This window comes from Mesorhizobium sp. M0815, from assembly GCF_040319995.1.
GTDB lineage: Bacteria > Pseudomonadota > Alphaproteobacteria > Rhizobiales > Rhizobiaceae > Mesorhizobium.
Window position 1 is genome coordinate 39,191 of the sequence record NZ_JAMYOU010000009.1, and the last position, 26,784, is coordinate 65,974.

Sequence of the window (26,784 nt, forward strand, 5' to 3'; positions counted from 1 at the left end):
CCGGCTCGCGGACTTCGGCCTTTTTATCCCCAGAAAGCCCGTGCAGCCGGCCCGAACCGGTGGCGCGGGCTTGCGTTTGCCGGGTTTTTCCTGTCAGTTTACGCAGATTCTGAGCCTGTTCAGACCTTTCGCGGGGCGCCGCTTGCCGGAGACCCGTTCATTCATTCAAGCGAGCCTGTTTCGTCATGCGTGTTATCCTGGAACGGTCAAATCTCCTGAAGTCGCTTAACCATGTTCACCGCGTGGTCGAGCGGCGCAACACCATTCCGATCCTGTCGAACGTGCTGCTCAGCGCCGAGGGGGCCAGCCTTGAAATGAAGGCGACCGACCTCGACCTGGAGGTGACCGAAGCAACGCCGGCAAAGGTCGAGCGTGGCGGGGCGACGACGGTTCCGGCGCATCTGCTCTACGACATCGTGCGCAAGCTTGCCGACGGCGCGGAGGTGGCGCTGAAGACCGACGAAGACGGCAACGCCATGACGGTGACGTCGGGGCGCTCGAGCTTCCGCCTGCAGTGCCTGCCGCAGTCCGACTTTCCCGAGCTTTCAGCCGGGTCGTTCTCGCATATTTTCCGGCTCGATTCCCTCGGGCTAAAGGGCCTCATCGAGAAGACCCAGTTCGCCATCTCGACCGAGGAGACGCGCTATTATCTGAACGGCATCTATCTGCACACGCACGAGGCTGGCGGCAAGCTGAAGCTGCGCTCGGTCGCGACCGACGGCCATCGGCTGGCGCGCGCCGAGATCGACGCACCAGCGGGCTCCGAGGGCATGCCTGGCGTCATCATCCCGCGAAAGACGGTCAGCGAGTTGCAGAAGCTGGTCGACGACCCCGACATTGCGGTGACCACCGAGCTGTCGGACACCAAGATCCGTTTCACCATCGGCAGCGTCATCTTGACCTCCAAGCTGATCGACGGCACTTTCCCGGACTACCAGCGCGTCATTCCGACCGGCAACGACAAGAAGCTGATCATCGATCGTCAGAGTTTCGCCGCTGCCGTCGATCGCGTTTCGACCATTTCGTCCGAACGCGGCCGGGCTGTAAAGCTTTCGATCGCCGAAGGCCAGGTCACGCTTGCAGTCAACAATCCGGATTCAGGCAGCGCCACCGAAGAACTGGCAGCCGACTATTCGTCCGATCCGATCGAAATCGGCTTCAACGCCAAATACCTGCTCGACGTTGCCGCGCAACTGACCGGCACGGAGGCGAAGTTCATGCTGGCGGATGCCGGATCCCCGACACTGATCCACGACATGGCCGACGAGACCGCGCTCTACGTGTTGATGCCGATGCGGGTGTAGGGCCCGAACGAGGCCATCTGCTGTCGTGACCAGATTTGCAAACCCGCGGCAGACTTACATAAGTAAGCTTACACTTACGAATTTCCGCAATTATGCGGCGTTGGCAATCGACGTTGATCCCGGCGCTGTGGTTTTCTCCGGCGACAATGGCGCCGGCAAGACCAATCTGCTTGAAGCGATCTCGCTGCTCACGCCAGGCCGCGGCCTGCGCCGCGCACCCTATGCCGAGGTGGCGCGCGAAGGCGGCGACGGTGGCTTTGCGCTGCATGCCCGGCTTGACGGGCCGGACGGCCAGGTCGAGATCGGTACCGGGATTGCAGGCAGCGACAGCGAAGGCGGCAGGCGGGTGCGGATCAACGGCGCGGCGGCGCGCTCAGCCGAAGACATGCTGGAATGGCTGCGTGTGGTCTGGCTGACACCGGCCATGGACGGCCTGTTCCCCGGGCCGGCGGCCGATCGTCGGCGCTTCCTCGACCGACTGGTGCTGGCGATCGATCCTGGCCACGGCCAGCGCGCGCTTGACTACGAAAAGGCAATGCGCGGCCGCAACAGGCTGCTCGCCGACGGTTCGCGCGACGGTGCCTGGTTCGATGCGATCGAGATGCAAATGGCCGAGACCGGCGTGGCAATTGCCGCGGCGCGTGCCGAACTGGTGCGTCTGCTCGCCGCCATGATCGACCGTCTGCCCGGCGACGGACCGTTTCCGCAAGCCGACATCGGCATCTCGGGGGAACTGGAAGGCGAAGTCGGCATTTCGCCGGCCGTCGACGTCGAGGAACGGTTCCGTCGTGCGCTTGCCCAAGGGCGCGACCGTGACCGCACCGCCGGACGCACGCTCGACGGCCCGCACCGTTCCGATCTCGTGGTGCGCCACGGGCCCAAGGCAATGCCGGCCGAACTCTGCTCGACCGGTGAACAGAAGGCGCTGCTGGTCGGCATTGTCTTGTCGCATGCGCGGCTAACCGGCGAGATGTCGGGCATGACGCCGATCCTGCTGCTCGACGAGATCGCCGCCCACCTCGACGGCGGCCGGCGCGCGGCCTTGTTCTCGATCCTGGAGGAACTGAACTGCCAGGCTTTCATGACCGGGACCGATGCCGCGTTGTTTGACAGCCTCAAGGGACGCGCGCAGTTCCTGACCGTCGATCACGGCAAGGTCAGGCCGACCATCTGAACTTCGTCCATGACGCATTTCTGAGCCGCATGCATTGACGCCTGACAAGTTTTTTCCTCCGTTATATGGTCCGGCGATGATCACAGCCGCCCTCACCGACGAAGAGCTCGAACGCTACGCCCGCCACATCGTGCTGCCCGAAATCGGCGGCGCCGGCCAGCAGCGGCTAAAGCGGGCGCGGGTGCTGGTCATCGGCGCCGGCGGGTTGGGAGCGCCGGTGCTCGAATATCTCGCCGCCGCAGGGATTGGCACACTCGGTATCGTCGACGACGACATCGTTTCGCTTTCCAACCTGCAACGACAAGTGATCCACGCCACGGGCGATGTCGGCATGGCGAAAACCGACAGCGCCAAGGCGGCGATCATCCGCATCAATCCAAACGTCGTCGTGGAAGAGCACAATTTCAGGCTGACCGCGGACAACGCCCCTGCCCTCATCGCCGATTATGACATCGTCGTTGACGGCTCCGACAATTTCGAGACGCGCTACGCCGTGGCCGACGCCTGCGCCGCCGAAAGCCGGCCGCTCGTCCATGCCGCCGTTGGCCGCTTCGACGGCTCGGTCACGGTGCTGAAGCCGTTCGAAACCGGTCCGGACGGCACGTTGAACCCAAGCTACCGCGATCTTTTTCCCGAAGCGCCGCCGCCGGGACTGGTGCCGTCCTGCGCGGTGGCCGGCATTGTCGGCGCGCTGAGCGGGGTCATCGGCACGCTGCAAGCCATGGAGGCAATCAAGCTGATCACCGGGATTGGCGAGCCGCTGGTCGGGCGACTGCTGCTCTATGATGCACTGGCGGCACGCTTCGACACGATCCGCTACAAGCGAACTAGCCGGTGAGCCTGCCTGCCGACGTTTCCATTGTGCAGCTTGCGGCCGACTTCGATCGTTGGGACGAGGTCTTGGCACTGGTCATGCGCGCCTTCGCCTTCATGGAAGACGTTATTGATCCGCCGTCCTCGGCGCATCGGCTCACTGTCGAAAATCTTAGGGCTAAAGCGCTGGAGGAGACAGGATTCCTGGCGCTGAAGGAAAGCGAGATCGTCGGTTGCGTCTTCATCCTGGAGCGGGCAGACGACCTCTATGTCGGAAAGCTCGCGGTTGTGCCGGCTCTTCAGGGACAAGGCATCGGAAAGCGGCTGATGCAGGCTGTCGAAGATCTTGCCCGTAGCCACAACCGGGCCGCCATCGAGCTCCAGACCCGGGTCGAACTGACCGGAAACCACGCTGCCTTCGCCCGCCTCGGCTTTCGCGAAACCGAACGGACAGCGCACAAGGGCTACGACCGGCCGACCTCAATCACCATGCGCAAGGCGCTTTCGTAAGCCAACACTATCCAAAGACGAACGCGTGGTTGCCGCGGCAAGGCCATGCCGGCATGATGGCAGGTCACGCCCGCAGCGGCAGCACGCGGTCGGGCGGACGATGGCCATCGAAGAAGGCGCGGATGTTGATGATCACCTTCTCACCCATGTCGATGCGGCCTTCGAGCGTCGCCGAGCCCATATGCGGCAACAGCACGACCTTGCCTTTGTGGGCGAGCTTCAGAAGCTTGCTGTTCAGCGCCGGCTCGTGCTCGTAGACGTCGAGGCCGGCGCCGGCGATCTTGCCGTCATGGATGAGCTTGACCAGCGATTCCTCATCGATGATATCGCCGCGCGCGGTGTTGACTATGTAAGCGGACGGTTGCAGAAGCGCCAGCCGCCGTGCCGAAAGCAGGTGGAAGGTTGCCGGTGTCGATGGGCAATTGACCGAGATAATGTCCATACGGGCAAGCATCTGGTCGAGGCTTTCCCAATATGTGGCTTCCAACTCGTCCTCGATTGCCGGCAGCACGCGGTGGCGGTTGTGGTAGTGGATCGAGAGGCCAAAGGCCTTGGCGCGCCTGGCGACGGCGGTGCCGATGCGACCCATGCCGACAATGCCGAGCCGTTTGCCCCAGATGCGACGGCCGAGCATCCAGGTCGGCGACCAGCCCGCCCATTTCTTGTCCCCGGTCAGCACGTTGGCGCCTTCGGCCAGCCGTCGCGGCACGGCCAGCATCAGCGCCATGGTCATGTCGGCCGTATCTTCGGTCAGCACGTTCGGCGTATTGGTGACGGTGATGCCTTTCTTGGCCGCTGCCGCAACGTCGATCTTGTCGACGCCATTGCCGAAATTGGCGATCAGCTTGAGCTTGTCGCCGGCTTGGGCAATCAGCGCCGCGTCGATATTATCGGTCACGGTCGGCACCAGCACGTCAGCCTCCTTGACCGCCGCCACCAGTTCCGGCTGCGTCATCGGCCTGTCCTCGACATTCAACCGGGCGTCGAACAACTCGCGCATGCGGGTCTCGACCGGGTCGGGCAACTTGCGCGTGATGACGACGAGGGGCTTCTTTTTGCCTACCATTGTTTCCTCGAACTCGATCTCGTTGAGACCTCTTTAACCAAGAACGGCGAAACTGAGAGCCGATCGCGGTACCGGTCATCCATGTAACAAGTGGTTCCGCCGAAGACAAAGAAAAAGGGGCGCGAAGGCCGATGGGCCGGCGCCGAAAGGAACGAAAGTGTCTGGTTTCGCGTCGCTCCGCCTGACCCTCAGTGCAGCATTCCTCGGCGCTCTCATCCATAGCCCACTGGTGATGGCGCAAAGTGCCGCGGCCCCCGCCCAGAGCGTCACGCTCGGACCAAGCGGCTTGCCGCTGCCGCGCTTCGTCAGCCTGAAATCCGGCCGCGTCAACTCGCGCGTCGGGCCGGGCGTCAACTATTCCGTCGATTGGATGTACATGAAACCAGGCCTGCCGATGGAGATCATCCAGGAGTTCGATACATGGCGCCGCGTGCGCGATGCCGACGGCTCGGAAGGCTGGATCAATCAGTCGCTGCTTTCGGGCCGCCGCACGGCGATCGTCGCCCCCTGGCAGCGCGGCAAGGACGCCCGCATCAACCTCCTCGACGACCCGGCAAAAGATGCAAGCGTCATCGCGATCCTCGAACCGGGGGTGATGGGCACGATCAAGTCCTGCGATGGCCAATGGTGCGAAATGACCTTCGACGGCCATACCGGCTGGCTCGCCCAGTCGCTCGTCTGGGGCGCCTATCCCGGCGAAAAGGTCAAGAACTGACGCTTCCGAACCGGAGGTCAGGCCAGCGCTGCAAGCACCGGATCCGGCATTTTGTTTCGCTGTTCTTCAATTCGGGGATGATCTAGCCGCCGATGCGGCCGAGATGGGTATCCTGGAAACTGCTCGACAGCTTCAAGCCATAGCCCAGGGCGCGGTCGATGGCGATGTGGGCGATCCAGATCAGCGCAACGGATGTCGCCAATGCATTGTCAAAGACGCTGCCGAAAAGCGCCAGCAGAACGGGCAAGACCAGTATGTGCAAGGTGTTGTAGGCGACGGCCCCGACGCGCGGCCCGGCCATGTAACCCAGGATCGACAGGTCGGGCGCCAGGACGAGCACTGCAAATAGCCACCAGGAAGCACCGGCCATTGCATAGAAGACAAGAGCCGCCACCGCGACGGCGACCCATTCGAGCCGGAGCGTCAAATCCAGGAAATTCATAAGGCGCCGGTCAGTCGCAGCGTTTCGGACGCAGTCTCACCACGATATCGACATTGGCGATCTCCATGCCTTCCGGCGGTTCCGGCAGGTTGGAAACCGTCACCGGGCCGCTGTCGATATCGAAGATCCTGTTTTCGCCCTCGATATAGAAATGATGGTGATCGGAGGTGTTGGTGTCGAAATAGGTCTTCGATCCCTCGACGGCAAGGATGCGCAAAAGGCCAGCCTGGGTGAACTGGTGCAGAGCATTGTAGACGGTGGCCAGAGACACCGGCACGCCGGCGGCAAGCGCTTCCTCGTGCAGTTCCTCGGCCGAAAGGTGGCGGTCGCCCTTGGCGAAAAGCAGATCGGCCAGCGCGATACGCTGGCGTGTCGGCCTCAGACCGGCTTCGCGAACCCGCTTGTCCACAGCGACATTATCCTTCCGGCAACCCAGATCCATCTATCCGTCGCGCCCACAGTTCCGTCTCAGACACGTCCAAAATGGCAGAAATAGAGCATCTGCCGAAATTGGACGTGTCCTGACATATATTCTGTCGGCCGAATGCGATCAATAGCGCGCATTGACCCGGGCAGACGGGCAGGTTAAGCGCAAACGCCGGTTTCCGGCCTGAAACAGATTGTGTTAGGAAACCACCAGCATGGGCGCCTATCGCCCGGGACGATCACGGGGACGAGATTGATGGCGGGTTCGAAATCCAGCTACGGTTACGAGGAATTGCTTGCCTGCGCCCGCGGCGAGCTGTTCGGACCGGGAAATGCGCAACTGCCCTATCCGCCGATGCTGATGTTCGACCGCATCACCGAGATCAGCGAAACCGGCGGTGCGTTCGACAAGGGTTTCATCCGCGCAGAACTCGATATCAAGCCGGATTTGTGGTTTTTCGCCTGCCATTTCATCGGCAATCCGATCATGCCGGGATGCCTGGGCCTGGACGCCATGTGGCAGTTGACGGGTTTCTACCTTGGATGGCTCGGCGAACCAGGCAAGGGAATGGCGCTGTCGACAGGTGAGGTGAGATTCAAAGGCATGGTCACGCCTTCGGTCAAGAAGGTGGAGTATGGCGTCGACTTCAAGCGAGTGATGCGCGGTCGGCTTGTGCTTGGCATCGCCGATGGCTGGCTGAAGGCAGATGGCGAGCCCATATACGCGGCAACGGATCTGAAGGTCGGTCTGTCCAAGCAATCGGCCGCCGGCTGAGCGAAGACCAACGGTGCCACGTCTTGGACATCTAAAGGACGCTGTAGCACTTTAATTTGCGCATGGTTCCGTTCCGGAAACTTAATCAGGTTTCGGAGGTCCGTGCTGGAAGGAGTTGCGAATGAGACGGGTCGTAGTCACAGGTCTCGGCATCGTGTCGTCGATCGGCAACAATGCCAACGAGGTGCAGGCCTCCTTGCATGATGCCAGGTCCGGCATCAGCTTTTCCGACTCTTTCGCCGAGCATGGCTTCCGTTGCCGGGTGTGGGGAGCGCCGACGCTGGATCCGTCGGGAATGATCGACCGTCGCGCTATGCGCTTCCTGTCGCAAGGTGCTGCCTGGAACCATGTCGCGATGGACCAGGCGATCGCAGACGCCGGCCTCGACGAGACCGACATCACCAACGAGCGCACCGGCATCGTGATGGGCTCCGGCGGACCGTCGACCCGTGCAATCGTCGAAGCGGCCGAGACGACGATCAAGAACGGCAGTCCCAAGCGGATCGGTCCCTTCGCGGTGCCAAAGGCGATGTCGTCGACCGCTTCAGCGACGCTTGCCACTTGGTTCAAGATCCACGGCGTCAACTATTCGATCTCATCGGCCTGCTCGACGTCAGCGCATTGCATCGGCAATGGCTACGAGCTGATCCAGTGGGGGAAGCAGGACATCGTCTTCGCCGGCGGTCATGAGGATCTCGACTGGACGATGTCGGATCTGTTCGATGCCATGGGCGCCATGTCGTCCAAGTTCAACGACAGGGCATCAGTCGCCTCGCGCGCCTACGACGTCGATCGCGACGGTTTCGTCATTGCCGGCGGCGCCGGCGTGCTGATTCTTGAAGAGCTCGAGCATGCCAAGGCACGCGGCGCCAAGATCTATGCCGAGATCACCGGCTATGGCGCCACCTCCGACGGCTACGACATGGTGGCGCCGTCGGGCGAAGGCGCGGCTCGCTGCATGAAGCAGGCGCTCGCAACGGTGTCCTCGCCGGTCGACTACATCAATACGCACGGCACCTCGACGCCGGTTGGCGACTCCAAGGAAATGGGCGCCATCCGCGAGGTGTTCGGCGAGAAGATGCCTTTCATCACGTCGACCAAATCGCTGACCGGTCATTCGCTGGGTGCGGCCGGCGTGCAGGAATCGATCTACTCGATCCTGATGATGCAAGGCGGCTTTATCGGCGAGAGCGCCCACATTGACAACCTCGATCCGGAATTCGAAGGCATGCCGATCGTGCGCAAGCGCATCGACGAAGCCAGGATCGACACCGTTTTGTCCAATTCGTTCGGTTTCGGTGGCACCAACGCTACGCTGATTTTCCAGCGCTATTCCGCATAAGGATTTGCCGACCATGGACGGATTGATGAAGGGCAAGCGCGGGCTTGTCATGGGCGTCGCCAACGATCATTCGATCGCCTGGGGCATCGCCCGCAAACTGTCCGAACATGGCGCGGATCTCGCCTTCACCTATCAGGGTGAGGCCTTCGGGCGCCGCGTCAAGCCGCTCGCCGAGAAACTGGGCGCATCGCTGGTGGTGCCTTGCGACGTCGAGGACAGCGCATCGGTCGCCGCGACTTTCGAGACTTTGGGCAAGGCGTGGGGCGGGCTGGATTTCGTCGTCCATGCCATCGGCTTTTCCGACAAGAACGAGCTGAAAGGCCTCTACGCCGACACCAGCCGCGACAACTTCATCCGCACCATGGTGATCTCCTGCTACTCCTTCACCGAGGTCGCCCGTCACGCCGCCACGTTGATGAAGGATAGCGGTTCGATGATCACGCTGACCTATGCCGGTTCGGTCCGCGTCATGCCGAACTACAACGTCATGGGCGTCGCCAAGGCCGGGCTGGAGGCCAGCGTCCGCTATCTAGCCAACGACTACGGCCCGCGCGGCATCAGGGTGAACGGCATATCGGCTGGACCGGTGCGGACGCTTGCCGGCGCCGGGATTTCCGACGCACGCCACATGTTCTCCTACCAGCAGCGCAACTCGCCGCTACGCCGCACGGTGACAATCGACGAAGTCGGCGGCTCAGCGCTCTATCTGCTGTCCGATCTGTCCTCCGGCGTCACCGGCGAAATCCACTATGTCGATTCCGGCTATCACATCGTGTCCATGCCGACGCTTGACGAGTTGAAGCAAACCGACGGCGGGCGGGAATAGCGCGAGCGACGTGTCGCCGGCTTGCCCCGCAGCGTTTCAGCGTCGCGCCGAGAAGACCTTGAACATGCCGTCGCGGGCGAGCTCCGCATGGCTGGAGAAGGCGGCCGCCAGCACCGGTTCGTAGGGAAGCTGACGGTTCGCCACCATGAACAGCCGGCCGCCCGGCTTCAGCGCCTTGCCTGCCGCGCGGATCATGCCGGCACCGATTTCGGGCTCAGTCGCCCGGCTGCGGTGAAAGGGCGGGTTCATGGCGATCACATCGTAGCGGTGCTCGACCGGCTCGCTCAAAAGATCTATCCAGAAGAAACGTGGCTCCAGGCCTGTGTTGCCGACATTGACCTTCGCCGCCTCCAGCGCCTCGAAATCCGCTTCGTAAAGGTCAAGCGCCGATATGCCGGGTGAGCGGGCGGCGACTTCGGCGGCGACATAGCCCCAACCGGCACAGAAATCCGCAACGCTGCCACGCAGATCGTTGGGCAGATTTTCGACCAGCAGCTTCGATCCGGCATCGATCTTGTCGAACGAAAACATGCCTGGGGCCGTGCGGAAGCGGTCCTCGACCACCAAGTCCGGATTGGCGGCGCGAAGCGTTGCCGCGGCAACGGTATCGGCCGGCCGGCGAAACCAGAAGGCAATGCCGTGATGCTTCGGCAGGTGGCCTTCGGGCGGCACAAGGGCGCCGACATGCTTGCGCAGGCTGGCGATACCATCGTCCTTACCGCCGGCGACGACGATCAACCCGCCTGATGCCACGTGCTCGATCGCTTCTGCGACGCGCACCTCGTTTTGTCCGCGATGGCGGCCAGCGAGCACTAGCGCCGCGTCGAAAGCCTTGCCTTCCACTTGCGGCGTGACGGTGAAGCCGGACGCCTGCAAGGCGCGAAAATGCGGCCTGAAGCCTTGGACGAGATGAAGCTTGGCATCGAAGCCTTCGAGCAAGCGAAAGCCGGGCTCGGCACCGAGAAAAAGAATACGTTCATCCTTTCGCGGCAGGGAAACGGTCCCGGCCTCGAAAGGATGGAAAAGCGTCTTCAGCGGCTCGGCGGACATTCACCACTCTTGAACTGCAAGGCTGTTGTTGAAATGCAAACGGGCGCGACCTTCCGGCGCGCCCGCTTCGATTGCTTTATGCGTTCGACGGAACGCAACCCCGCTTAGGCGGCGTTTTCTTCGCCTTCGCTCTTCTTATCGCGGGCGATTTCCTTGCCGGTGGCCTGGTCGACGACCTTCATCGACAGGCGGACCTTGCCGCGCTCGTCGAAGCCCATCAGCTTGACCCAGACCTTGTCGCCTTCCTTGACCACATCGGAGGTCTTGGCGACGCGATCATTGGCGAGCTGCGAGATGTGGACGAGGCCGTCACGCGGACCGAAGAAGTTGACGAAAGCGCCGAAGTCGGCGGTCTTGACGACCGTGCCTTCGTAGATTTCACCGACTTCCGGCTCGGCGACGATGGTGTGGATCCACTTCTTCGCCGCCTCGATTTCCTTGGCGTTGGCCGAAGCGATCTTGACCGTGCCGTCATCCTCGATGTTGATCTTGGCGCCGGTCTTTTCGACGATCTCGCGGATGACCTTGCCGCCCGAGCCGATCACGTCGCGGATCTTGTCGGTCGGGATGTGCATGACCTCGATGCGCGGCGCGAACTCGCCGAGCTCGGCACGCGCGCCGGACAGCGCATGGGCCATTTCGCCGAGAATGTGCTGACGGCCATCCTTGGCCTGGTCGAGGGCGATCTTCATGATCTCTTCGGTGATGCCCTCGATCTTGATGTCCATCTGCAGCGAGGTGATGCCGTAGGCGGTGCCGGCAACCTTGAAATCCATGTCGCCGAGGTGGTCCTCGTCGCCGAGGATATCGGAGAGCACGGCGAAGCGCTCGCCTTCCTTGATCAGGCCCATCGCAATGCCGGCGACCGGCTTGGCCAGCGGCACACCGGCATCCATCAGCGCCAGCGAGGTGCCGCAGACGGTAGCCATCGAGGACGAGCCGTTGGACTCGGTGATCTCCGAAACGACGCGCAACGTATAGGGGAACTGGTCGGCGGTCGGCAGCATCGGCCGGATGGCGCGCCAGGCGAGCTTGCCGTGGCCGATTTCGCGGCGGCCGGGCGAACCCATACGGCCCGTTTCACCGACCGAATAGGGAGGGAAATTGTAGTGCAGGAGGAACTTCTCCTTGTACATGCCGGTCAGCGAATCGACATACTGCTCGTCCTCGCCGGTGCCGAGCGTGGCGACGACCAGCGCCTGGGTCTCGCCGCGAGTGAACAGCGCCGAGCCGTGTGTGCGCGGCAGGACGCCGACTTCCGAGACGATCTTGCGGACCGTCTTCAGGTCGCGGCCGTCGATGCGCGAGCCGGTGTCGAGGATGTTCCAGCGCACGACCTTGGCCTGGAGTTCCTTGAACACGGTGCCGATCTGTTCGGACGTGTATTTGGCCTCTTCGCCTTCTGCCGGCGCAAACGCGGCCTTGACCTTCGCCTTGACGGCGTCGACGGCGGCATAGCGCTTCTGCTTGTCGGTGATCTTGTAGGCATCGCGAAGCTCGCCTTCGACGATCTTGAGCATCTCGGCTTCAAGCGCGGAATAGTCCGGCGCGGTGAAATCGCGCGGGTCCTTGGCGGCGACTTCGGCCAGCTTGATGATCGCGTCGATCACCGGCTGGAAGCCCCTGTGGCCGAACATGACGGCGCCGAGCATCAGATCCTCGCCGAGTTCCTTGGCTTCGGACTCGACCATCAGCACGGCGTCGGCGGTGCCGGCGACGACCAGGTCGAGCTTCGATTCCTGCATCTCGTCGACATGCGGGTTGAGCACGTATTCGCCGTTAATGTAGCCAACGCGGGCGCCACCAACCGGGCCCATGAACGGCACGCCGGACAAGGTCAGTGCGGCGGAGGTGGCGACGATCGACAGGATGTCCGGATCATTTTCGAGATCGTGCTGGACGACGGTGACAACGATCTGGGTGTCGTTCTTGTAGCCTTCGGCGAAGAGCGGGCGGATCGGGCGGTCAATCAGGCGGGAAACCAGCGTTTCCTTCTCGCTCGGACGGCCTTCACGCTTGAAATAGCCACCCGGGATCTTGCCGGCGGCGTAAGTCTTTTCCTGGTAGTTGACCGTCAGGGGAAAGAAATCGAGGCCGGGCTTCGGCTCTTTCATCGAGACGACGGTGGCGAGAACCTTGGTTTCGCCATAGGTGGCCAGCACCGCGCCGTCAGCCTGACGTGCGATCTTGCCGGTTTCGAGAATGAGCGGACGGCCGCCCCATTCGATTTCCACTTTGTGGTAATTGAACATATCTTGTCCTTCGTATGCGGAAAGGGCCGCGCCGTTGCAGCGTGCGCGGATGCCCCTTTCCCTTGGCTTCCTTTCTCGGGCAGCCACGGGCAAGACAACGGGAAGCTCGGCTATTCGGCGCATTTGCCGCGCGAGCGTCCTGCAATCCTGCCCCATGACCGTCCATGGGCGGTTTCGAGTGGCCCTCTGCTGTTTCGAAACCGGGTTGGCCAATCGATCCGACTGGCCTTGCGCGTGAACCCGAAAACCAGGTTTTCGGAAAGTATCCTGCGCAAATCTAAAACTTCAGAGCGTCCTTTGCGCATCCAAACCGGTGCGCGGCGCTCTGCTTTCTTCATTGGAGCCTTGGATGATCCGATGCTCCAATGCGCGACCGGCGGGCTCTCGAAAGAACCCGCCGGTCAATTCGTCAACGGCGCAGACCGAGCTTCTCGATCAGCGTCTGATAGCGCGCGTCGTCCTTGCGCTTGAGATAATCAAGCAGGCTGCGGCGCTGGGAAACGAGAGCGAGCAGGCCACGGCGGGAATGGTTATCCTTCTTGTGGTCCTTGAAATGATCGGTCAGGTTCTTGATGCGCTCGGAAAGGATGGCCACCTGGACTTCCGGAGACCCGGTATCGCCCTTGGCGGTTGCGAATTCGCCCATCAATTCCTTCTTGCGTTCGGCAGTAATCGACATCGTGTTTTTCCTTGTCTGTTTGAGGAAACGGGACGCCCTCAGCCGGGATGTCGTCCAGCAGGGGCCGGTGCAAGCAACGCGTCAAAGCGCGAAGCTGCGGCGCATATAGTGCAATTCCGACAAAAAGGCCAGCCCAATTCACAAGCCGGCTTTTTGCTGCATAAACGGGCACTTCCGCATGGTCAGAGCCATTTCTTCCATTTGAAGTATGCGTAGAGCCCGACCGCAACAATCGCCATGAAGACGAGCGACAGGGGATAGCCGTAATAGGCTTTCAGCTCCGGCATGTTCCAGGGCGAGGTGTCGGGGTCGAAATTCATGCCCCATACGCCGACGAGAAAGGTGAGCGGCATGAAGATCACCGAGACGATGGTCAAATAGCTGATGACGTCGTTGGTGCGCGCCTGGCTGAGCGACAGGTGCATCTCGATCAGGCCGGTCAGCATATCGCGCTGGGTTTCGACCAGTTCGATCAATCGCAGCGAATGATCCAGCGTGTCGTTCAGGAATAATTTGGTTTCGGCCTTCACATAAGAGACGTCGTTGCGGATCATGGTCGCCAGCGCGTCGCGCATCGGCCAAAGCACGCCCTTCAGCACATTGGCGTCGCGCCGCAATTCGTGAAGCTGCCGCATCTGGTGCTTGTGCGCCTGGTTCAGCATCTGGTCCTCGATGCTGTCGACCAATTCGCCGGCAGCCTCGATCGGCGGGAAATAGCTGTCGACGATGGCGTCGATCAAAGCATAGGCGAGATAGTCGGCGCCGCGCGAGCGCAAGCGGTTGGGCACCGAGCTCGCGATCCGCTTGCGCACGGGATCGAACGGGTCGCCTTCGCGCTCCTGGAAGGTGACGACGAAGTTCTTGCCGAAGAAGACGGCGATCTGTTCGTAACGATGGGCGGTGACATCGTCGATCATCCTGACGACGACAAAGGCATGGTCCTCGAAGAAATCCACCTTGGGCCGCTGACCGGTGTTGACGACATCTTCCAGCGCCAGCGGATGCAGGTTGAAGATCCCGCCGATCTCCTCGATCAGCTGGATGTTGGCGAGGCCGGTGCAGTCGAGCCAGATGATCGGCCAATTGTGGCAATGGGTGTTGACGTCGTCGATGCTGGCATTGTCGATCGTCTTGAACTTCTCAGGCGAGATCAATGTCAGCCTGAGCTCGGAGCGGCGCGCCGCCGGGTCGGCGATCAGCGTGCCCGGCGAAGCCCCGACCGGTGGCCGCCGTGTTTTGAGCGCCGCTCGCTTGTTGACCGTGTCAGCCTTTGCCATGTGCCCCCTCGAGTGCAGCGTCGAACGGCACTACAGCACAGCGCATCTTTTCGGACGACAAACGACGCCGTAGCCCTGTTGATTTAGCGCATGATCCTTTCCCAAAATAGAATCCGGTTTGGAGATCATGCGCCGGGCGACAGCTGTTACCCGACAAAGACCCGCTTTGGCTTGAACATGCCTTGCTCGATGGCGCCGATGGCGACCAGCTTGCCGCGCGCGGTGGCGCAGGCCTCCTCAGCTTCTACCGGCGCGTCACGGCCGCGAATGATGACCGGATTGCCGAGGCGGATTTTGGTTGCCGCATCGTCGCTGATCGCAACCTGCGGCAAGCATTCGAGCGCCGCGGCGGTGTCGACCAGAAGTGCATCGATGGCACCGAAGTCGATCGGCGCGTCCGCTGCTTGCGAAGCGTCCTCGCTCTGTTCGCCGAAGCGGGCGGCCTCCAGCTCGGCCAAGGTGACGAAATCTTCCTGCGTGAACGGCTCGACCTCGACCCGCCGCAGCTCGGCGATGTGACCAAAACAGCCAAGGTCGCGCCCCATGTCGCGCGCCAGCGAGCGGACATAGGTGCCCTTGCCGCATTCGACCTCGAAGATGGTGCGATCGGCCATGTGCTCGACCAGGTCGAGCCGGCCGATCTCGACCTCGCGTGCCGGAATGTCGACCGTCTCGCCGTCGCGGGCAAGGTCGTAGGCGCGCTCGCCGGCGATCTTGATCGCTGAGAATTGCGGCGGTGTCTGCATGATCACGCCGGTATATTTCGAAAGCAGCGCCAGCACTTCGGATTCCGCCGGACGGAGGTCTGAGCTTTTGGTCGCCGCGCCTTCGAGGTCGTCGGTCGAACGCTCCTCGCCCCAGGCGACGGTGAAGCGGTAGACCTTGGCGCCGTCCTGGACGTAAGGCACAGTCTTCGTCGCCTCGCCAAGCGCGATCGGCAGCATGCCCGACGCCAGCGGGTCGAGCGTGCCGGCATGGCCGGCCTTTTCCGCCTGGAACAGCCATTTGATCTTGGAGACGGCTTCGGTCGAGCCCATGCCGACCGGCTTGTCCAGTACCAGCCAGCCCGAGATCGGCCGGCCCTTCTTCTTGCCGCGGCGCGCCACTATTCGCTATCCTTCCGGTCGTCTTTGTCTTTGTCGTCGGCGCTGAGATCGCGCGCCACTTCGGGCGAGTGCAGCAATTCGTTGATCTTCTGGAAATTGTCGTAGCTGGTATCGAGCCGGAAGCGGAATTCCGGCATGTACTTCATCTGCCGAAGGGCGCCGGAGACGCGGCCGCGGACGAACTTCGCATGCTTGTTGAGCGCTTCGACCACCGCACCGGCATCCTTGGCGCCGAGCGGCGAGACGAAGGCGGTGGCGATCTTCAGATCGGGCGACATGCGCACTTCGGAGACCGAGACCACTGTGTTCTCGATCAGCGGATCGAGGATCTCGCCGCGCTGCAAGGTTTCGGATAGCGCATGGCGCACCTGCTCGCCGACGCGCAGCATGCGCTGGGATGGGCCTGACGGGGTCGAACGGGGCATTTTCCTCGGTCCTGAAATCGTGAAGCGCGGGATGGAACCGCGCCGCATGTCTCATATGGTTTGGGCGGCGGCCTTTCGACCACCGCCCGGTCTCAATAGATGCTCGAACTCAAGACGCTCGAACTCAGAGCGTCCTGGTTACCATCTCGACGCGGAAGCACTCGATGACGTCACCGACGCGCATGTCCTCGTAGTTCTGGAAGGCCATGCCGCATTCCTGACCGCCCGGAACTTCCGAAACCTCGTCCTTGAAGCGCTTTAGGGTCTTCAGCGTGCCTTCGTGGATGACGACGTTGTCGCGGATCAGGCGCACGCCCGCACCACGCTCGACCTTGCCTTCGGTGACACGGCAGCCGGCGATCTTGCCGACCTTGGTGATGTCGAAGATCTCGAGGATCTCGGCATTGCCGATGAAGGTCTCGCGACGCTCCGGTGATAGCAGGCCGGAGAGCGCCGCCTTAACGTCATCGACGAGATTGTAGATGATCGAATAGTAGCGGATCTCGATGCCTGCCGCAGCCGCGGCCGCACGCGCCTGCACATTGGCACGAACGTTGAAGCCGATGATCGCAGCCCCCGAGGTCTCCGCCAGCGACACGTCGCTTTCGGTGATGCCGCCGGCGCCCGCATGGACGATGCGGGCGCGCACCTCGTCGGTGCCGAGATTGTCGAGCGCCGCGTTGATCGCCTCGATCGAACCCTGCACGTCGCCCTTGATGACCAGCGGGAATTCCTTCAATCCGCTGGTCTGCAATTGCGACATCATCTGTTCAAGCGAGCCGCGCTGGCCGGCATGCCTGGCCACCGCCTTCTCGCGCGCCAGACGTTGGCGATATTCGGTGATCTCGCGGGCGCGGGCTTCGTTGTTGACAACGGCGAAGCGGTCGCCGGCCAGCGGCGTACCTTGCAGACCGAGGACTTCCACCGGCATTGCCGGCGGCGCTTCCTTGACCTGATCGCCGCGATCGTTGACCAGCGCGCGCACCCGGCCCCACTCGTTGCCGGCGACGAGAATGTCGCCCGGCATCAGCGTGCCGGTCTGCACCAGCACGGTTGCGACTGGGCCGCGGCCCTTGTCGAGCTGGGCTTCGATGACAACGCCTTCGGCGGTGCGGTCCGGATTGGCCTTCAGGTCGAGGATTTCGGCCTGCAGCAGGATCGCTTCGAGCAACTTGTCGAGATTGATGCCCTTGGTCGCCGACACCTCGACATCCAGCACCTCGCCGCCCATGGATTCGACGAACACCTCATGGCGCAGCAGTTCCGAGCGCACCTTCTGCGGGTCGGCGTCGTGCTTGTCGATCTTGTTGATCGCCACGATGATCGGAACGCCGGCCGCCTTGGCGTGGTTGATCGATTCGATCGTCTGCGGCATCACGCTGTCGTCGGCCGCCACCACCAGGATGGCGATATCGGTCGCCTGGGCACCGCGGGCACGCATCGCCGTGAAGGCGGCGTGGCCGGGCGTGTCGATGAAGGTAATCTTGTTACCGTTCTTCTCGACCTGATAGGCGCCGATATGCTGCGTAATGCCACCGGCTTCGCCGGACACCACGTTGGCATTTCGGATGGCATCGAGCAACGAGGTCTTGCCGTGATCGACATGGCCCATGATGGTTACCACCGGCGGACGCGGCTGCAGGTCCTCGGGACGATCGGCGATGTTGAACAAGCCCTCTTCGATGTCGGACTCGGCGACGCGGCGGACCGTGTGGCCAAATTCGGTCGCGACGAGTTCGGCCGTGTCGGCGTCGATGACGTCGCCAGGCTTCAGGATCTGGCCCTGCTTCATGAAGAACTTGACCACGTCGACAGCGCGCTCGGACATGCGCTGCGCCAGCTCCTGGATGGTGATGGTTTCGGGCAGGATCACTTCACGCATGACTTTCTCGCGTGGCTCATTATGCAACGCGCGCTTGAATTTCTCCTGACGGCGGCGCATCGACGACAGCGAGCGGGCGCGCGCATCCTCGTCGGAAAGCGCCGAATTCAGCGTCAGCTTGCCGCGGCGGCGGTCTTCCTCGCCCTTGGTCGGTTTGGCCGGACGCGCCACTTCGGGCGTGACCAGACGGCGCACTGGTGCGCCGGCACCGGTCCGCTTCGGCTTGACCTCTTCCTCGTCATCGACTGTCGCCAGTTCGGCGGCCAGCGGCGCACGGCGGCGTGCCTCTTCCTCGGCACGGCGGCGGGATTCAGCCTCGGCTTGCAGCCGTGCCTCTTCCTCGGCCTGACGGCGAGCCGATTCCTCGCGCTCGCGGCGGCGGCGCTCCTCGTCCTCGCTGCGGCGCTTGGCCTCCTCGATGGCGCGTTGGCGATCCTCGACGTCACGGACCTTCGAGCCCTCGAGAGCCCGGCGGCGTGCTTCCATTTCCTGGCGCGACAACTCGTTCAGCACCATGCCGCCGCGTTCGACCGGCGGCGGAGGCGGCGGCGCCTTGGGGGCTTCCTGCACGGCAGGCGCTGCCGCGACCGGCTTCGGCGTGAAGACGGACACAGGCGCTGCCGCCGGCTCCGGCTTGTCGCCGGGCAGCGAGAACTTGCGCTTCTTGGTCTCGACAACCACCGATTTGGTGCGGCCGTGCGAGAAGTTCTGGCGCACCGTGCCCTGTTCCATACCGGGGCGCTTCAGCGTCAAGGTCTTCTTCGGCGTAACACTCAGCGTCTTGTCGTCGCCCGATTTCGTATCGCTCATTCCATATCCTCTGCGGCATCATCTTCGTCAGCAACGGCCGCAAGCATTGCCAGATCGTCCGGGGAACCGCCCCGATATCGGTCGAGCGCAACCATGCGCTTCTGGACCGCCCTGCCCGCGTCTCCCGCGAGAACGGCAGCATGTATCACATTTGTACCCCCCAATGCCAAGCTCAACTCGGCCTCGGAGAAAAGTTTGTAAGCGCGGATCGCAGGCCCGCCGAGGTGGACGGTTGCCCGTCGCGCCTGGCTTATCTTGCGGACGCCATCGTCGGAAGCCTCGGTCGCGTGGAGCACGAAAAGTGCAAGTCCGCCGCGCACGGCGCTCTCGACCTTGGCCGCTCCGAGCGCTATGGCGCCCGCCTTGCGGGCCAGGCCAAGCATGCCCAGAGCGGACCTGGAAAGCAGCGCGTCGACCATGCCGCCAAGATCGGCTGGCACGGTCACCTGCGCCTTAAAAGCACGGGCAAACAGGTTTTTCGCCGCTGCCTTGTCTATATGTAGGCGGTCGGCGGTCACCCAGCAACCGCGGCCGGGCAGGTTTCTCTTGATGTCCGGAACGACGGCCGAATCCGGGCCGACGACGAAACGGATCAGCTCATCCGGTTCGGCTTGCCTGCGGGTGACGATGCAGGTGCGATCGTTCATCTCGTCCAAGGGCGGGTTCGGTGCGATGCGGTTTCACCTCACGCACCGACGGTTTCGTCAGCCGGCACGCCCTCGGCGGCAAGCTCGTCTTCGGTGATCCAGCCAGCCTTCAGGCGAGCGGCCAAGACCATTTGCTCGGCATCGGCGCGCGACACGCCGTGGTTGGCGAGCACACCCGGGAATACCTTCGTCTCGCCGTCCTTGCGTTCCTTCCAGCCGGTCAGGTCGTCGGCGGCGTAGCCGGCGAAATCCTCGATCGTCTTCACGCCGTCCTCGCCGAGCGTCACCATCATGGCGGTGGTGATGCCGGGAATCTCGCGCAGCTCGTCCTTAACGCCGAGCGCCTTGCGCTTCTCGTCATGCTCGGCTTCGATCTTCTCCAGATATTCGCGGGCGCGGGTCTGGATCTCCGAAGCCGTGTCCTCGTCGAAGCCGTCGATCGACGCGATTTCGCCGGAATCGACATACGCGACCTCCTCGACGCTGGTGAAGCCTTCGGAAGCGAGCACCTGGCCGACCATCTCGTCGACGTCGAGGGCTTCCATGAACAGCGACGACCGTTCAACGAATTCCTTCTGGCGCCGTTCGCTCTCTTCCTGCTCGGTCAGGATGTCGATATCCCAGCCGGTGAGCTGCGAGGCAAGACGGACGTTCTGGCCGCGGCGACCGATGGCCAGCGACAGCTGGTCGTCGGGGACGACGACCTCGATGCGCTCGGCATCCTCGTCGAGCACGACCTTGGCGACTTCCGCCGGCTGCAATGCATTGACGATGAAGGACGCGGCCGAGGGCGACCACGGAATGATGTCGATCTTCTCGCCCTGCAATTCGCCGACGACCGCCTGGACGCGGCTGCCGCGCATGCCGACGCAGGCACCGACCGGATCGATGGAGCTGTCACGGGAGATGACAGCGATCTTGGCGCGCGAACCCGGATCGCGGGCGACCGACTTGATCTCGATGATACCGTCGTAGATTTCCGGCACTTCCATGGTGAACAGTTTCGCCATGAACTGCGGATGGGTGCGCGACAGGAATATCTGCGGGCCGCGTTGTTCGCGGCGCACGTCATAGACGTAGGCGCGGACGCGATCGCCATATTTATAGTTTTCGCGCGGGATCAGCTCGTCCCGGCGGATAATCGCCTCGCCGCGGCCGAGATCGACGATGACGTTGCCGTATTCGACACGCTTGACGGTGCCGTTGACGATCTCGCCGATACGGTCCTTGTACTCGTCATATTGCCGGTCGCGCTCGGCCTCGCGCACCTTCTGCACGATGACCTGCTTGGCCGACTGGGCGGCGATGCGGCCGAAATCCATCGGCGGCAGCTGTTCGGCGATGAAATCGCCGAGCTGGGCGTCCGGATTGCGCTCGCGCGCCGAGGAAATGGCAATCTGCGTCGCGTAGTCGTCGACCTTCTCGACCACTTCCATCAGCCGCTGCAGCTTCATCTCGCCGGTATTCGGATTGATATCGGCCCGGATATTGGTTTCCTGGCCGTAGCGCGAGCGCGCGGCCTTCTGGATCGCATCGGCCATAGCGGCGATGACGATCGACTTGTCGATCGACTTTTCACGCGCGACCGCATCGGCGATCTGCAGCAGTTCAAGCCTGTTGGCGCTTACAACCATCTTCTTTCTCCCGAGCTTGTTGCCGACCTTACGGCCGGCAGCCCAATCACATTTCCTGTTCGGTTTCGTCTTCCGCACCCTCTGGTGCGTCTTCGGGTTCGCCGCGGCGTTTTCTGGCTTCCTTGCGCGCCCGGTTATCCTTCGACAGCGCATCGCGGATAAGATCATCGGTCAGAACCAGCCGCGCTTCGGCAATCGCATCGTAGGGAACACGCACCGTCGGCTCCTCGCCGTAAGCGGCCTTGTCGCGCTCGATCAGCACACCGTCCGCGTCGCTTTCGGCGATCTTGCCCTTGAAGCGCTTGCGGTCGGCGACGAGAACCGACGTTTCCATCTTCACCAGATGGCCGGTCCAGGCTGCAAAGTCCGATTTGCGGACCAGCGGCCTGTCGATGCCCGGCGACGACACTTCGAGATGATAAGCCTTCTCGATCGGATCATCGACATCGAGCGCCGGCGATACTGCCCGGCTAACCTCTTCACAATCCTCGACAGTCATCGTGCCGTCCTCGCGCTCGGCCATGATCTGCAGCGTCAGCCCGTTCTGGCCCGACAGATGCACACGTACCAAGCGGAAACCGATGGCGCGCAGTACCGGCTGAACGATCAGCGCGATGCGAGCATCGATGCCGCTTTCGCGGATGATGCGGTCGTCGCCTTCGCTTGCCGTCACTGTCATTCGGTCCCTGTCGTTCGATTCCTGCTTGGCCGGCAGGTAATAAAAAAGAGCGGGACCGGGTGGACCCACTCTTCGTCATACCGACCAAGAATTTGAAGCTGATATAGACGATCGTGGCCGTCGTTTCAAGCCCGTCGTGCATGACGGCAAGGCTCCGAGTCCGCAGCGCTGCGCCAAATGCATGGCGCCCATGCAGTAATCCTCCTTTGAGCACCGGCAACGCACGACTATCTATGTTGCATTGCACAATTGGAGCGCTCACTACGCTCGGAAGGATCCGATCATGAACAATCGTGGATTTTTTTCAGCCATAGGCGACTTTTTTAGCGTGTTTGGCAGCGCCGTAGCAGCGTCGCGTGCTGTGGAAAACGGTCGCAAGCCGCGTGCGAATGATCTGCGCAATCTGGGCATGGAGCCGGCAGCCTTCGATAAAATCCGCCGCTTCTAAGCCAAGTGAACAGGAGAGCCTTCGGCCGCTCAGCTCGGACTTCCTGCTATTTCCGCACAAAGGTGAGATAGGCGGGCCGTCGGCCCTCGCGAATGGCCTTGGCCTCATAGCGCGTCCCCGGCCAGCCATCATAGGGCCGACGCCAGTCGGCTGCTTCGTTTGCCTGCCACGTGAAGGCGCCATGCGCCCGGCAATGCAGCAGCGTCCAGTTCACATAGCTGTCGATGTCTGACGCAAAGTGGAACTTTCCGCCGTGCTTCAAGACGCGCGCGAAGCGGTCGAGATGGACCGGGCTGACGAAGCGCCGCTTCCAGTGCTTCTTCTTCGGCCACGGATCCGGGTAGAGAAGGTCGATGCCGTCAAGCGAAGCCTGCGGCAGCCAGTCAAGCAGGCGTGTGGCGTCGTCGTCATAGACGCGCAGATTGGCAAGCGGCCGCTCCCGGACCGCCATCATCATCTTGGCCATGCCGTTGACGAAAGGCTCGACGCCGATAAAGCCGGTCGCCTGGCTGGCCGTGGCACGGTGCAGAAGATGTTCGCCGCCGCCAAAACCGATTTCGAGCTGGACAGCGGAAACTTCGGCTTCGAAAAGGCTGCGCAGATCGGCTGGCGGTTCAACCGTCAGATCGAGCCTGTAGGCGGCGAAGCCGCTCTCCAGCGCCGCCGCCTGCTGCGGTCGAATGGTTTTGCCGCGCCGGCGACCGAAAAACGCCTCGGTCGCACGGCTTGGCCGGCCCTTCGGGTCCATAGGCGCCGCGGTTAGGCGGCGACTGCTTCGGCGACCGGTTCGGCGAGAGCGTCCTTGAGCGCCTTGGCGAGATCGGTCTTCTCCCAGGAGAAGGATCCGTCGCGGCCGGCCTTGCGGCCAAAATGGCCGTAGGACGACGTCTTGGCATAGATCGGCTTGTTGAGATCGAGATGGCGGCGGATGCCGGACGGCGATAGGTCCATCACGGTGCGCAGTGCACGCTCGAGCTTTGCCTCGTCGACCTTGCCGGTGCCGTGGAGGTCGACGTAGATCGACAGCGGCTGGGCGACACCGATCGCGTAGGAAAGCTGGATAGTGCAACGATCGGCGAGCTTCGCGGCAACCACGTTCTTGGCGAGATAACGCGCCGCATAGGCCGCCGAGCGGTCGACCTTGGTGGTGTCCTTGCCAGAAAAAGCACCGCCGCCATGAGGCGCAGCCCCACCATAAGTGTCGACGATGATCTTGCGGCCGGTCAAGCCGGCGTCGCCATCGGGCCCGCCGATGACGAACTTGCCGGTTGGGTTGATGTACCAGTTGCAGTTGTCGGCGATCTTCAGGTCGCCCAGTGCTTCGCGAATATAGGGCTCGACGACGTTGCGCACCTTCTTCGAATCCCACGTCTCATCGAGATGTTGGGTCGACAGCACGATCTGCGTCACTTCCGCCGCTTTGCCGTCGACATAGCGGACTGTCACCTGGCTCTTGGCATCCGGCCCGAGCCTGCCGGCATCACCGCTGCCCTCATGGCGCGCAGCGGCCAGCAATTCGAGGATCTTGTGGCTGTAATAGATCGGCGCCGGCATCAGGTCCGGCGTTTCGCGGCAGGCATAGCCAAACATGATGCCCTGGTCGCCGGCTCCTTCCTCGCCTTGCCGGTCGGAAGCGTTGTCGACGCCTTGGCCGATATCCGGTGATTGGCCGTGCAGCAGGACCTCGATCTTGGCCGTCTTCCAGTGGAAGCCGGCCTGCTCGTAGCCGATTTCGCGGATTGCCTTGCGGGCGACCGACTTGAACTTGGCCGGGTTGACAATCGGATGACCGGCCGCATCCTTCAGGACGTTGCCCTCCTTGTCCTTCTTGAGCAGCGTCTCGGGGACGCGCACTTCACCGGCGATGACAACGCGATTGGTCGTCGCGAGCGTCTCGCAGGCGACGCGGACTTTCCACGGGTCCATGCCGGTCTTTCTAGCCTCGCGGTAGACGAGATCGACAATCTCGTCGGAGATACGATCGCAGACCTTGTCGGGATGGCCCTCGGCAACGGATTCCGAGGTGAAGAAATAATTGTGCCGCGTCACGGGTGTCCCCTCTTGAAAAAATATCGGCAGGCCGCCGATTTTGGCGCGCCAGTTGTTAACGGTGCCGGGCGCCGCTCGTCAAGTCGTGCAGCCGTTCTGGCATGAATTTTGACGTTATTATCTTTGCGTCCAGAAGACGGCGGCAGGGCGCACTACCCTCATCTCTTGCACTCACAGGCTGAAGAGAACGGTTTCGTGGAAGCATGTCGAGCAAAATCGATCCGCGCGTCGGCGCATCTGCGGAATGCACATCCCACGGTGCACTCAGCCACGAGAAATTGCATGCCCGGCTACGGCCAGTCAATCGACCTCGTCGGCGGAGAGCGACTTCACAAGCTCGATGATCTTGCGACGCACTTTCACGTCGGCGATCTTGACGAAGGCGCGGTTCAGCTGGAGGCCTTCCGGGCTGCCGCAGAATTCGACGGCGGAGGTCATCGACGCATCCTCGGCAAATCCACGGTTGCCCACGGCCTCCTGACCGGGCGCATCCTCGAAAAAGAAGGCGACGGGAACGCCGAGTATCGAGGCGATTGCCTGCAAACGACTGGCGCCGACGCGATTGGTGCCTTTTTCGTACTTTTGGATCTGCTGGAACGTTATGCCGAGGTTTTCGCCCAGTTTTTCCTGACTCATTCCCAGCATATTGCGGCGAAGCCGGATGCGGCTTCCGACGTGGATGTCGATCGGATTCGGCTTTTTCTTGTTTTCTTCTGTCATTTTTTCCTCGCCGAATTTTTCCGGCTTTTTCTATTTTGCTGCCCAAACGACGCCGCGGCCCGTGCCCCAACAGAACGACCTTATCGACTTCGAGAATTTTCAGGCGCTTACAGTATGAGTTTCTAATGTGTCGGCTGTCAATTCGCCCGTAGCCTTTGCCTTACGTTCAAAATGCATGCCGCAACGGCAAGCAAAAACATGATCAGCATTCCGTTAATGCGTCGTTGGCCGGAGGAAACGATGGCTTGGTTGGAGATCGGCACACGCACATCGATGGCGCCGCGTGCGTCGATAGCGAGCGCGTCGACGATGCGACCGCGCGGGTCGACAACGGCCGAAATGCCGTTATTGGCCGCGCGCAACAGGGGCACCCCATTCTCCACCGCCCGGATCTGCGCCTGCCTGAAGTGCTGGTACGGCCCTGGCGTGTCGCCGAACCAGGCGTCATTGGTGACGTTCACAATAAGCTCGGCTGACGTGGCGTCAACCGCGACCAGATCGGGAAAGATGACCTCATAGCAAATAAACGGCAGCGCCCGGATGCCGCCGGGCAGCGTGATCGGGTGCCGCTCATTGCCGGCCGCGAAGGTCATTGGGCCGGCGACAAGCTGCTCAAGCCCAAAGCGGCCGAGCAGATCGGCGAAAGGCAGGTATTCACCAAACGGTACCAGATGAACCTTGTCGACGGCATCGACGATTTCGCCCCTTTCGTCGATCGCCACGACCGAGTTGTAGTAACGGCTTCCGGTCGCCGAGCCGCCTTCCTCGCGAACGACGCCGGCGACCAGCATCTGGCCATCGCCGAGCATCTCTCCGATGGCAGGCAAGGCATCCGGACGTTCGGTGAACAGAAACGGCACGGAGGTCTCCGGCCACAGGATCAACTGCGGCCTGTCATGGCCGGGTTCCGGCGCTTTGGCCGAAAGCCCCATCATGGTGGCGAAGATGCGGTCACGCACCGAGGCATCCCATTTTTCCGTGAGGTCGACGGCAGGCTGCACGATACGGACGTCGAGGCTGCGGGCGGCCGGCTTTTCGGGGGCGGCGAGCCTGATATAGCCGAAGCCGGCATGGGCAACGACCAGAACGACAAGCAATGCCACGCCGAGGCGAAGATGCCGGCGCGCCGCAAGCAGGGCCGGCAGTGCAAAGACGAAGACTGCAAGCGCATTCATGCCGATCATGCCGGTCACCGACACGCTCTGCATCAGCAAAGGCACCGGCATCGCCGCATAGCCGACGGCATTCCAGGGAAAGCCGGTGAACAGGAAGCCGCGCAACCATTCCGCCAGCGCAAAGCCGAAGGCGAGCGCGGCGATGCGGCCGATGTCATTGCTCCACAACAGCCGGGCAACCACGGCGGCGAAGCCATAGAAGAAGGCCAGCGCGAGGGGGATGCCAACCACCGCGAACGGCAAGGCCCAGGCGAAGCTGTCGGCCTCGACCAGAAGCGCCGAGCCAACCCACCACAGACCGGCAAGAAAGTAGCCGAAACCGAACCACCAGCCGATGGCGAAAGCCGGCAGCAAGCGTCGCAGAAAACCGTCCGAGGCTTCGCCGGTCGCGCCATCGAGAAGCCACACCAGCAGCGGGAACGAAACGAAACAGACGGCGAAGAAATCGTAAGGCGCCTGAGCGAGAACCGCCAGCGCGCCGGCAAGAAACGCCACCAGCGCGCGCCGCCAGCCCCAAAGCAGAATTATCCGGCCGGCCTGGCGCTCCATCTATGCTTC

Annotated in this window: 26 protein-coding genes; 9 read left to right on the forward strand and 17 right to left on the reverse strand. The window is 62.5% G+C overall.

The window, feature by feature from the left end; translation table 11 throughout:
- The first annotated feature begins 185 nt into the window (after window positions 1-185).
- The 4 genes from dnaN (at window position 186) to NKI01_RS12620 (ending at window position 3,801) form a co-directional block, all read left to right on the forward strand.
- A complete protein-coding gene (dnaN, locus tag NKI01_RS12605) occupies window positions 186-1,304 on the forward strand; it encodes a DNA polymerase III subunit beta (RefSeq protein ID WP_023719546.1) in 1,119 nt (372 codons plus the stop codon).
- A gap of 25 nt (window positions 1,305-1,329) precedes the next feature.
- Window positions 1,330-2,478, forward strand: a complete 1,149-nt coding sequence (recF, locus tag NKI01_RS12610; RefSeq protein WP_352908607.1) for a DNA replication/repair protein RecF — start codon at window positions 1,330-1,332, stop codon at window positions 2,476-2,478.
- Between the two features lie 76 nt (window positions 2,479-2,554).
- Complete coding sequence (locus NKI01_RS12615; RefSeq protein WP_031194176.1) at window positions 2,555-3,316, forward strand: molybdopterin-synthase adenylyltransferase MoeB; 762 nt, start codon at window positions 2,555-2,557, stop codon at window positions 3,314-3,316.
- Entirely contained in the window at window positions 3,313-3,801 is a 489-nt protein-coding gene (locus NKI01_RS12620) for a GNAT family N-acetyltransferase (protein WP_352549140.1), read from the forward strand. The genes NKI01_RS12615 and NKI01_RS12620 overlap by 4 nt, the downstream gene beginning before the upstream one ends.
- Window positions 3,802-3,865: 64 nt before the next feature.
- On the opposite strand, the gene NKI01_RS12625 is transcribed toward NKI01_RS12620, so the two are convergent.
- Window positions 3,866-4,867, reverse strand: coding sequence for a 2-hydroxyacid dehydrogenase (locus tag NKI01_RS12625; protein WP_352963324.1), 1,002 nt, complete (start codon window positions 4,865-4,867; stop codon window positions 3,866-3,868).
- A 157-nt stretch (window positions 4,868-5,024) separates the two neighbouring features.
- On the opposite strand from NKI01_RS12625, the gene NKI01_RS12630 reads away from it, so the two are divergent.
- Window positions 5,025-5,582 (forward strand): SH3 domain-containing protein, encoded by a 558-nt coding sequence (locus tag NKI01_RS12630; protein ID WP_023719551.1) that lies wholly within the window; start codon window positions 5,025-5,027, stop codon window positions 5,580-5,582.
- Between the two features lie 82 nt (window positions 5,583-5,664).
- Here the strand turns inward: NKI01_RS12630 and NKI01_RS12635 are convergent, their stop codons facing one another.
- Together NKI01_RS12635 and irrA are read right to left on the reverse strand one after the other, a co-directional pair.
- Window positions 5,665-6,024 (reverse strand): DUF4260 domain-containing protein, encoded by a 360-nt coding sequence (locus tag NKI01_RS12635; protein ID WP_023719552.1) that lies wholly within the window; start codon window positions 6,022-6,024, stop codon window positions 5,665-5,667.
- A 10-nt stretch (window positions 6,025-6,034) separates the two neighbouring features.
- Entirely contained in the window at window positions 6,035-6,466 is a 432-nt protein-coding gene (gene irrA, locus NKI01_RS12640) for an iron response transcriptional regulator IrrA (protein ID WP_023676913.1), read from the reverse strand.
- A 240-nt stretch (window positions 6,467-6,706) separates the two neighbouring features.
- Between irrA and fabA the strand changes: the two genes are divergently transcribed.
- The 3 genes from fabA to fabI all read left to right on the forward strand — a co-directional run bounded on the left by fabA (window position 6,707) and on the right by fabI (window position 9,393).
- The gene (fabA, locus tag NKI01_RS12645; protein WP_352856715.1) at window positions 6,707-7,225 is read left to right on the forward strand and encodes a 3-hydroxyacyl-[acyl-carrier-protein] dehydratase FabA; all 519 of its coding nucleotides are present in this window, start codon (window positions 6,707-6,709) and stop codon (window positions 7,223-7,225) included.
- 121 nt (window positions 7,226-7,346) lie between these two features.
- Window positions 7,347-8,567: a beta-ketoacyl-ACP synthase I gene (gene fabB, locus NKI01_RS12650; RefSeq protein ID WP_352856717.1), complete on the forward strand. Its 1,221-nt coding sequence runs from the start codon at window positions 7,347-7,349 to the stop codon at window positions 8,565-8,567.
- 13 nt (window positions 8,568-8,580) lie between these two features.
- The gene (gene fabI, locus NKI01_RS12655; RefSeq protein WP_023719555.1) at window positions 8,581-9,393 is read left to right on the forward strand and encodes an enoyl-ACP reductase FabI; all 813 of its coding nucleotides are present in this window, start codon (window positions 8,581-8,583) and stop codon (window positions 9,391-9,393) included.
- Between the two features lie 36 nt (window positions 9,394-9,429).
- On the opposite strand, the gene NKI01_RS12660 is transcribed toward fabI, so the two are convergent.
- The 10 genes from NKI01_RS12660 to rimP form a co-directional block, all read right to left on the reverse strand.
- Window positions 9,430-10,443, reverse strand: coding sequence for a class I SAM-dependent methyltransferase (locus NKI01_RS12660; protein WP_352493775.1), 1,014 nt, complete (start codon window positions 10,441-10,443; stop codon window positions 9,430-9,432).
- Between the two features lie 104 nt (window positions 10,444-10,547).
- Window positions 10,548-12,695 (reverse strand): polyribonucleotide nucleotidyltransferase, encoded by a 2,148-nt coding sequence (pnp, locus tag NKI01_RS12665; RefSeq protein ID WP_023719557.1) that lies wholly within the window; start codon window positions 12,693-12,695, stop codon window positions 10,548-10,550.
- A 409-nt stretch (window positions 12,696-13,104) separates the two neighbouring features.
- Window positions 13,105-13,416: a 30S ribosomal protein S15 gene (gene rpsO / locus NKI01_RS12670; RefSeq protein ID WP_280940423.1), complete on the reverse strand. Its 312-nt coding sequence runs from the start codon at window positions 13,414-13,416 to the stop codon at window positions 13,105-13,107.
- 140 nt (window positions 13,417-13,556) lie between these two features.
- Complete coding sequence (gene corA / locus NKI01_RS12675; RefSeq protein WP_023719558.1) at window positions 13,557-14,651, reverse strand: magnesium/cobalt transporter CorA; 1,095 nt, start codon at window positions 14,649-14,651, stop codon at window positions 13,557-13,559.
- A gap of 146 nt (window positions 14,652-14,797) precedes the next feature.
- Window positions 14,798-15,757 (reverse strand): tRNA pseudouridine(55) synthase TruB, encoded by a 960-nt coding sequence (gene truB / locus NKI01_RS12680; protein ID WP_352716714.1) that lies wholly within the window; start codon window positions 15,755-15,757, stop codon window positions 14,798-14,800.
- Window positions 15,757-16,182, reverse strand: coding sequence for a 30S ribosome-binding factor RbfA (gene rbfA / locus NKI01_RS12685; RefSeq protein WP_292653998.1), 426 nt, complete (start codon window positions 16,180-16,182; stop codon window positions 15,757-15,759). Before rbfA ends, truB begins: the two co-directional genes overlap by 1 nt.
- Before the next feature lie 124 nt (window positions 16,183-16,306).
- Window positions 16,307-18,874 carry a translation initiation factor IF-2 gene (infB, locus tag NKI01_RS12690; protein ID WP_023719561.1) on the reverse strand — a complete coding sequence of 856 codons (2,568 nt, stop codon included), beginning with the start codon at window positions 18,872-18,874 and terminating at the stop codon, window positions 16,307-16,309.
- The gene (locus NKI01_RS12695; protein ID WP_352963445.1) at window positions 18,871-19,521 is read right to left on the reverse strand and encodes an RNA-binding protein; all 651 of its coding nucleotides are present in this window, start codon (window positions 19,519-19,521) and stop codon (window positions 18,871-18,873) included. Before NKI01_RS12695 ends, infB begins: the two co-directional genes overlap by 4 nt.
- Before the next feature lie 38 nt (window positions 19,522-19,559).
- Window positions 19,560-21,155, reverse strand: coding sequence for a transcription termination factor NusA (gene nusA, locus NKI01_RS12700; protein ID WP_023719563.1), 1,596 nt, complete (start codon window positions 21,153-21,155; stop codon window positions 19,560-19,562).
- 46 nt (window positions 21,156-21,201) lie between these two features.
- The gene (gene rimP, locus NKI01_RS12705) at window positions 21,202-21,834 is read right to left on the reverse strand and encodes a ribosome maturation factor RimP (protein WP_023719564.1); all 633 of its coding nucleotides are present in this window, start codon (window positions 21,832-21,834) and stop codon (window positions 21,202-21,204) included.
- 283 nt (window positions 21,835-22,117) lie between these two features.
- On the opposite strand from rimP, the gene NKI01_RS12710 reads away from it, so the two are divergent.
- Window positions 22,118-22,282: a hypothetical protein gene (locus tag NKI01_RS12710; protein WP_023719565.1), complete on the forward strand. Its 165-nt coding sequence runs from the start codon at window positions 22,118-22,120 to the stop codon at window positions 22,280-22,282.
- 46 nt (window positions 22,283-22,328) lie between these two features.
- Here NKI01_RS12710 and trmB read toward each other — a convergent pair whose 3' ends face one another.
- The 4 genes from trmB to lnt all read right to left on the reverse strand — a co-directional run bounded on the left by trmB (window position 22,329) and on the right by lnt (window position 26,775).
- Window positions 22,329-23,030: a tRNA (guanine(46)-N(7))-methyltransferase TrmB gene (gene trmB, locus NKI01_RS12715; RefSeq protein ID WP_352963329.1), complete on the reverse strand. Its 702-nt coding sequence runs from the start codon at window positions 23,028-23,030 to the stop codon at window positions 22,329-22,331.
- Window positions 23,031-23,041: 11 nt separating this feature from the next.
- Entirely contained in the window at window positions 23,042-24,331 is a 1,290-nt protein-coding gene (gene metK, locus NKI01_RS12720) for a methionine adenosyltransferase (protein WP_023719567.1), read from the reverse strand.
- A 300-nt stretch (window positions 24,332-24,631) separates the two neighbouring features.
- The gene (locus tag NKI01_RS12725) at window positions 24,632-25,051 is read right to left on the reverse strand and encodes a helix-turn-helix domain-containing protein (protein ID WP_352493770.1); all 420 of its coding nucleotides are present in this window, start codon (window positions 25,049-25,051) and stop codon (window positions 24,632-24,634) included.
- Between the two features lie 137 nt (window positions 25,052-25,188).
- Window positions 25,189-26,775, reverse strand: a complete 1,587-nt coding sequence (lnt, locus tag NKI01_RS12730) for an apolipoprotein N-acyltransferase (protein ID WP_352483239.1) — start codon at window positions 26,773-26,775, stop codon at window positions 25,189-25,191.
- Window positions 26,776-26,784 lie beyond the last annotated feature (9 nt).

Coding starts and splice junctions, on each gene's coding strand:
- rimP (WP_023719564.1), bottom strand. CDS start 21,834: ATGACAGTGACGGCAAGCGAAGGCGACGACCGCATCATCCGCGAAAGC.
- NKI01_RS12635 (WP_023719552.1), bottom strand. CDS start 6,024: ATGAATTTCCTGGATTTGACGCTCCGGCTCGAATGGGTCGCCGTCGCG.
- trmB (WP_352963329.1), bottom strand. CDS start 23,030: ATGGACCCGAAGGGCCGGCCAAGCCGTGCGACCGAGGCGTTTTTCGGT.
- nusA (WP_023719563.1), bottom strand. CDS start 21,155: ATGGTTGTAAGCGCCAACAGGCTTGAACTGCTGCAGATCGCCGATGCG.
- irrA (WP_023676913.1), bottom strand. CDS start 6,466: ATGGATCTGGGTTGCCGGAAGGATAATGTCGCTGTGGACAAGCGGGTT.
- NKI01_RS12615 (WP_031194176.1), top strand. CDS start 2,555: ATGATCACAGCCGCCCTCACCGACGAAGAGCTCGAACGCTACGCCCGC.
- NKI01_RS12710 (WP_023719565.1), top strand. CDS start 22,118: ATGAACAATCGTGGATTTTTTTCAGCCATAGGCGACTTTTTTAGCGTG.
- fabI (WP_023719555.1), top strand. CDS start 8,581: ATGGACGGATTGATGAAGGGCAAGCGCGGGCTTGTCATGGGCGTCGCC.
- pnp (WP_023719557.1), bottom strand. CDS start 12,695: ATGTTCAATTACCACAAAGTGGAAATCGAATGGGGCGGCCGTCCGCTC.
- fabB (WP_352856717.1), top strand. CDS start 7,347: ATGAGACGGGTCGTAGTCACAGGTCTCGGCATCGTGTCGTCGATCGGC.
- corA (WP_023719558.1), bottom strand. CDS start 14,651: ATGGCAAAGGCTGACACGGTCAACAAGCGAGCGGCGCTCAAAACACGG.
- dnaN (WP_023719546.1), top strand. CDS start 186: ATGCGTGTTATCCTGGAACGGTCAAATCTCCTGAAGTCGCTTAACCAT.
- NKI01_RS12725 (WP_352493770.1), bottom strand. CDS start 25,051: ATGACAGAAGAAAACAAGAAAAAGCCGAATCCGATCGACATCCACGTC.
- NKI01_RS12660 (WP_352493775.1), bottom strand. CDS start 10,443: ATGTCCGCCGAGCCGCTGAAGACGCTTTTCCATCCTTTCGAGGCCGGG.
- rbfA (WP_292653998.1), bottom strand. CDS start 16,182: ATGCCCCGTTCGACCCCGTCAGGCCCATCCCAGCGCATGCTGCGCGTC.
- NKI01_RS12695 (WP_352963445.1), bottom strand. CDS start 19,521: ATGAACGATCGCACCTGCATCGTCACCCGCAGGCAAGCCGAACCGGAT.
- lnt (WP_352483239.1), bottom strand. CDS start 26,775: ATGGAGCGCCAGGCCGGCCGGATAATTCTGCTTTGGGGCTGGCGGCGC.
- fabA (WP_352856715.1), top strand. CDS start 6,707: ATGGCGGGTTCGAAATCCAGCTACGGTTACGAGGAATTGCTTGCCTGC.
- infB (WP_023719561.1), bottom strand. CDS start 18,874: ATGAGCGATACGAAATCGGGCGACGACAAGACGCTGAGTGTTACGCCG.
- NKI01_RS12625 (WP_352963324.1), bottom strand. CDS start 4,867: ATGGTAGGCAAAAAGAAGCCCCTCGTCGTCATCACGCGCAAGTTGCCC.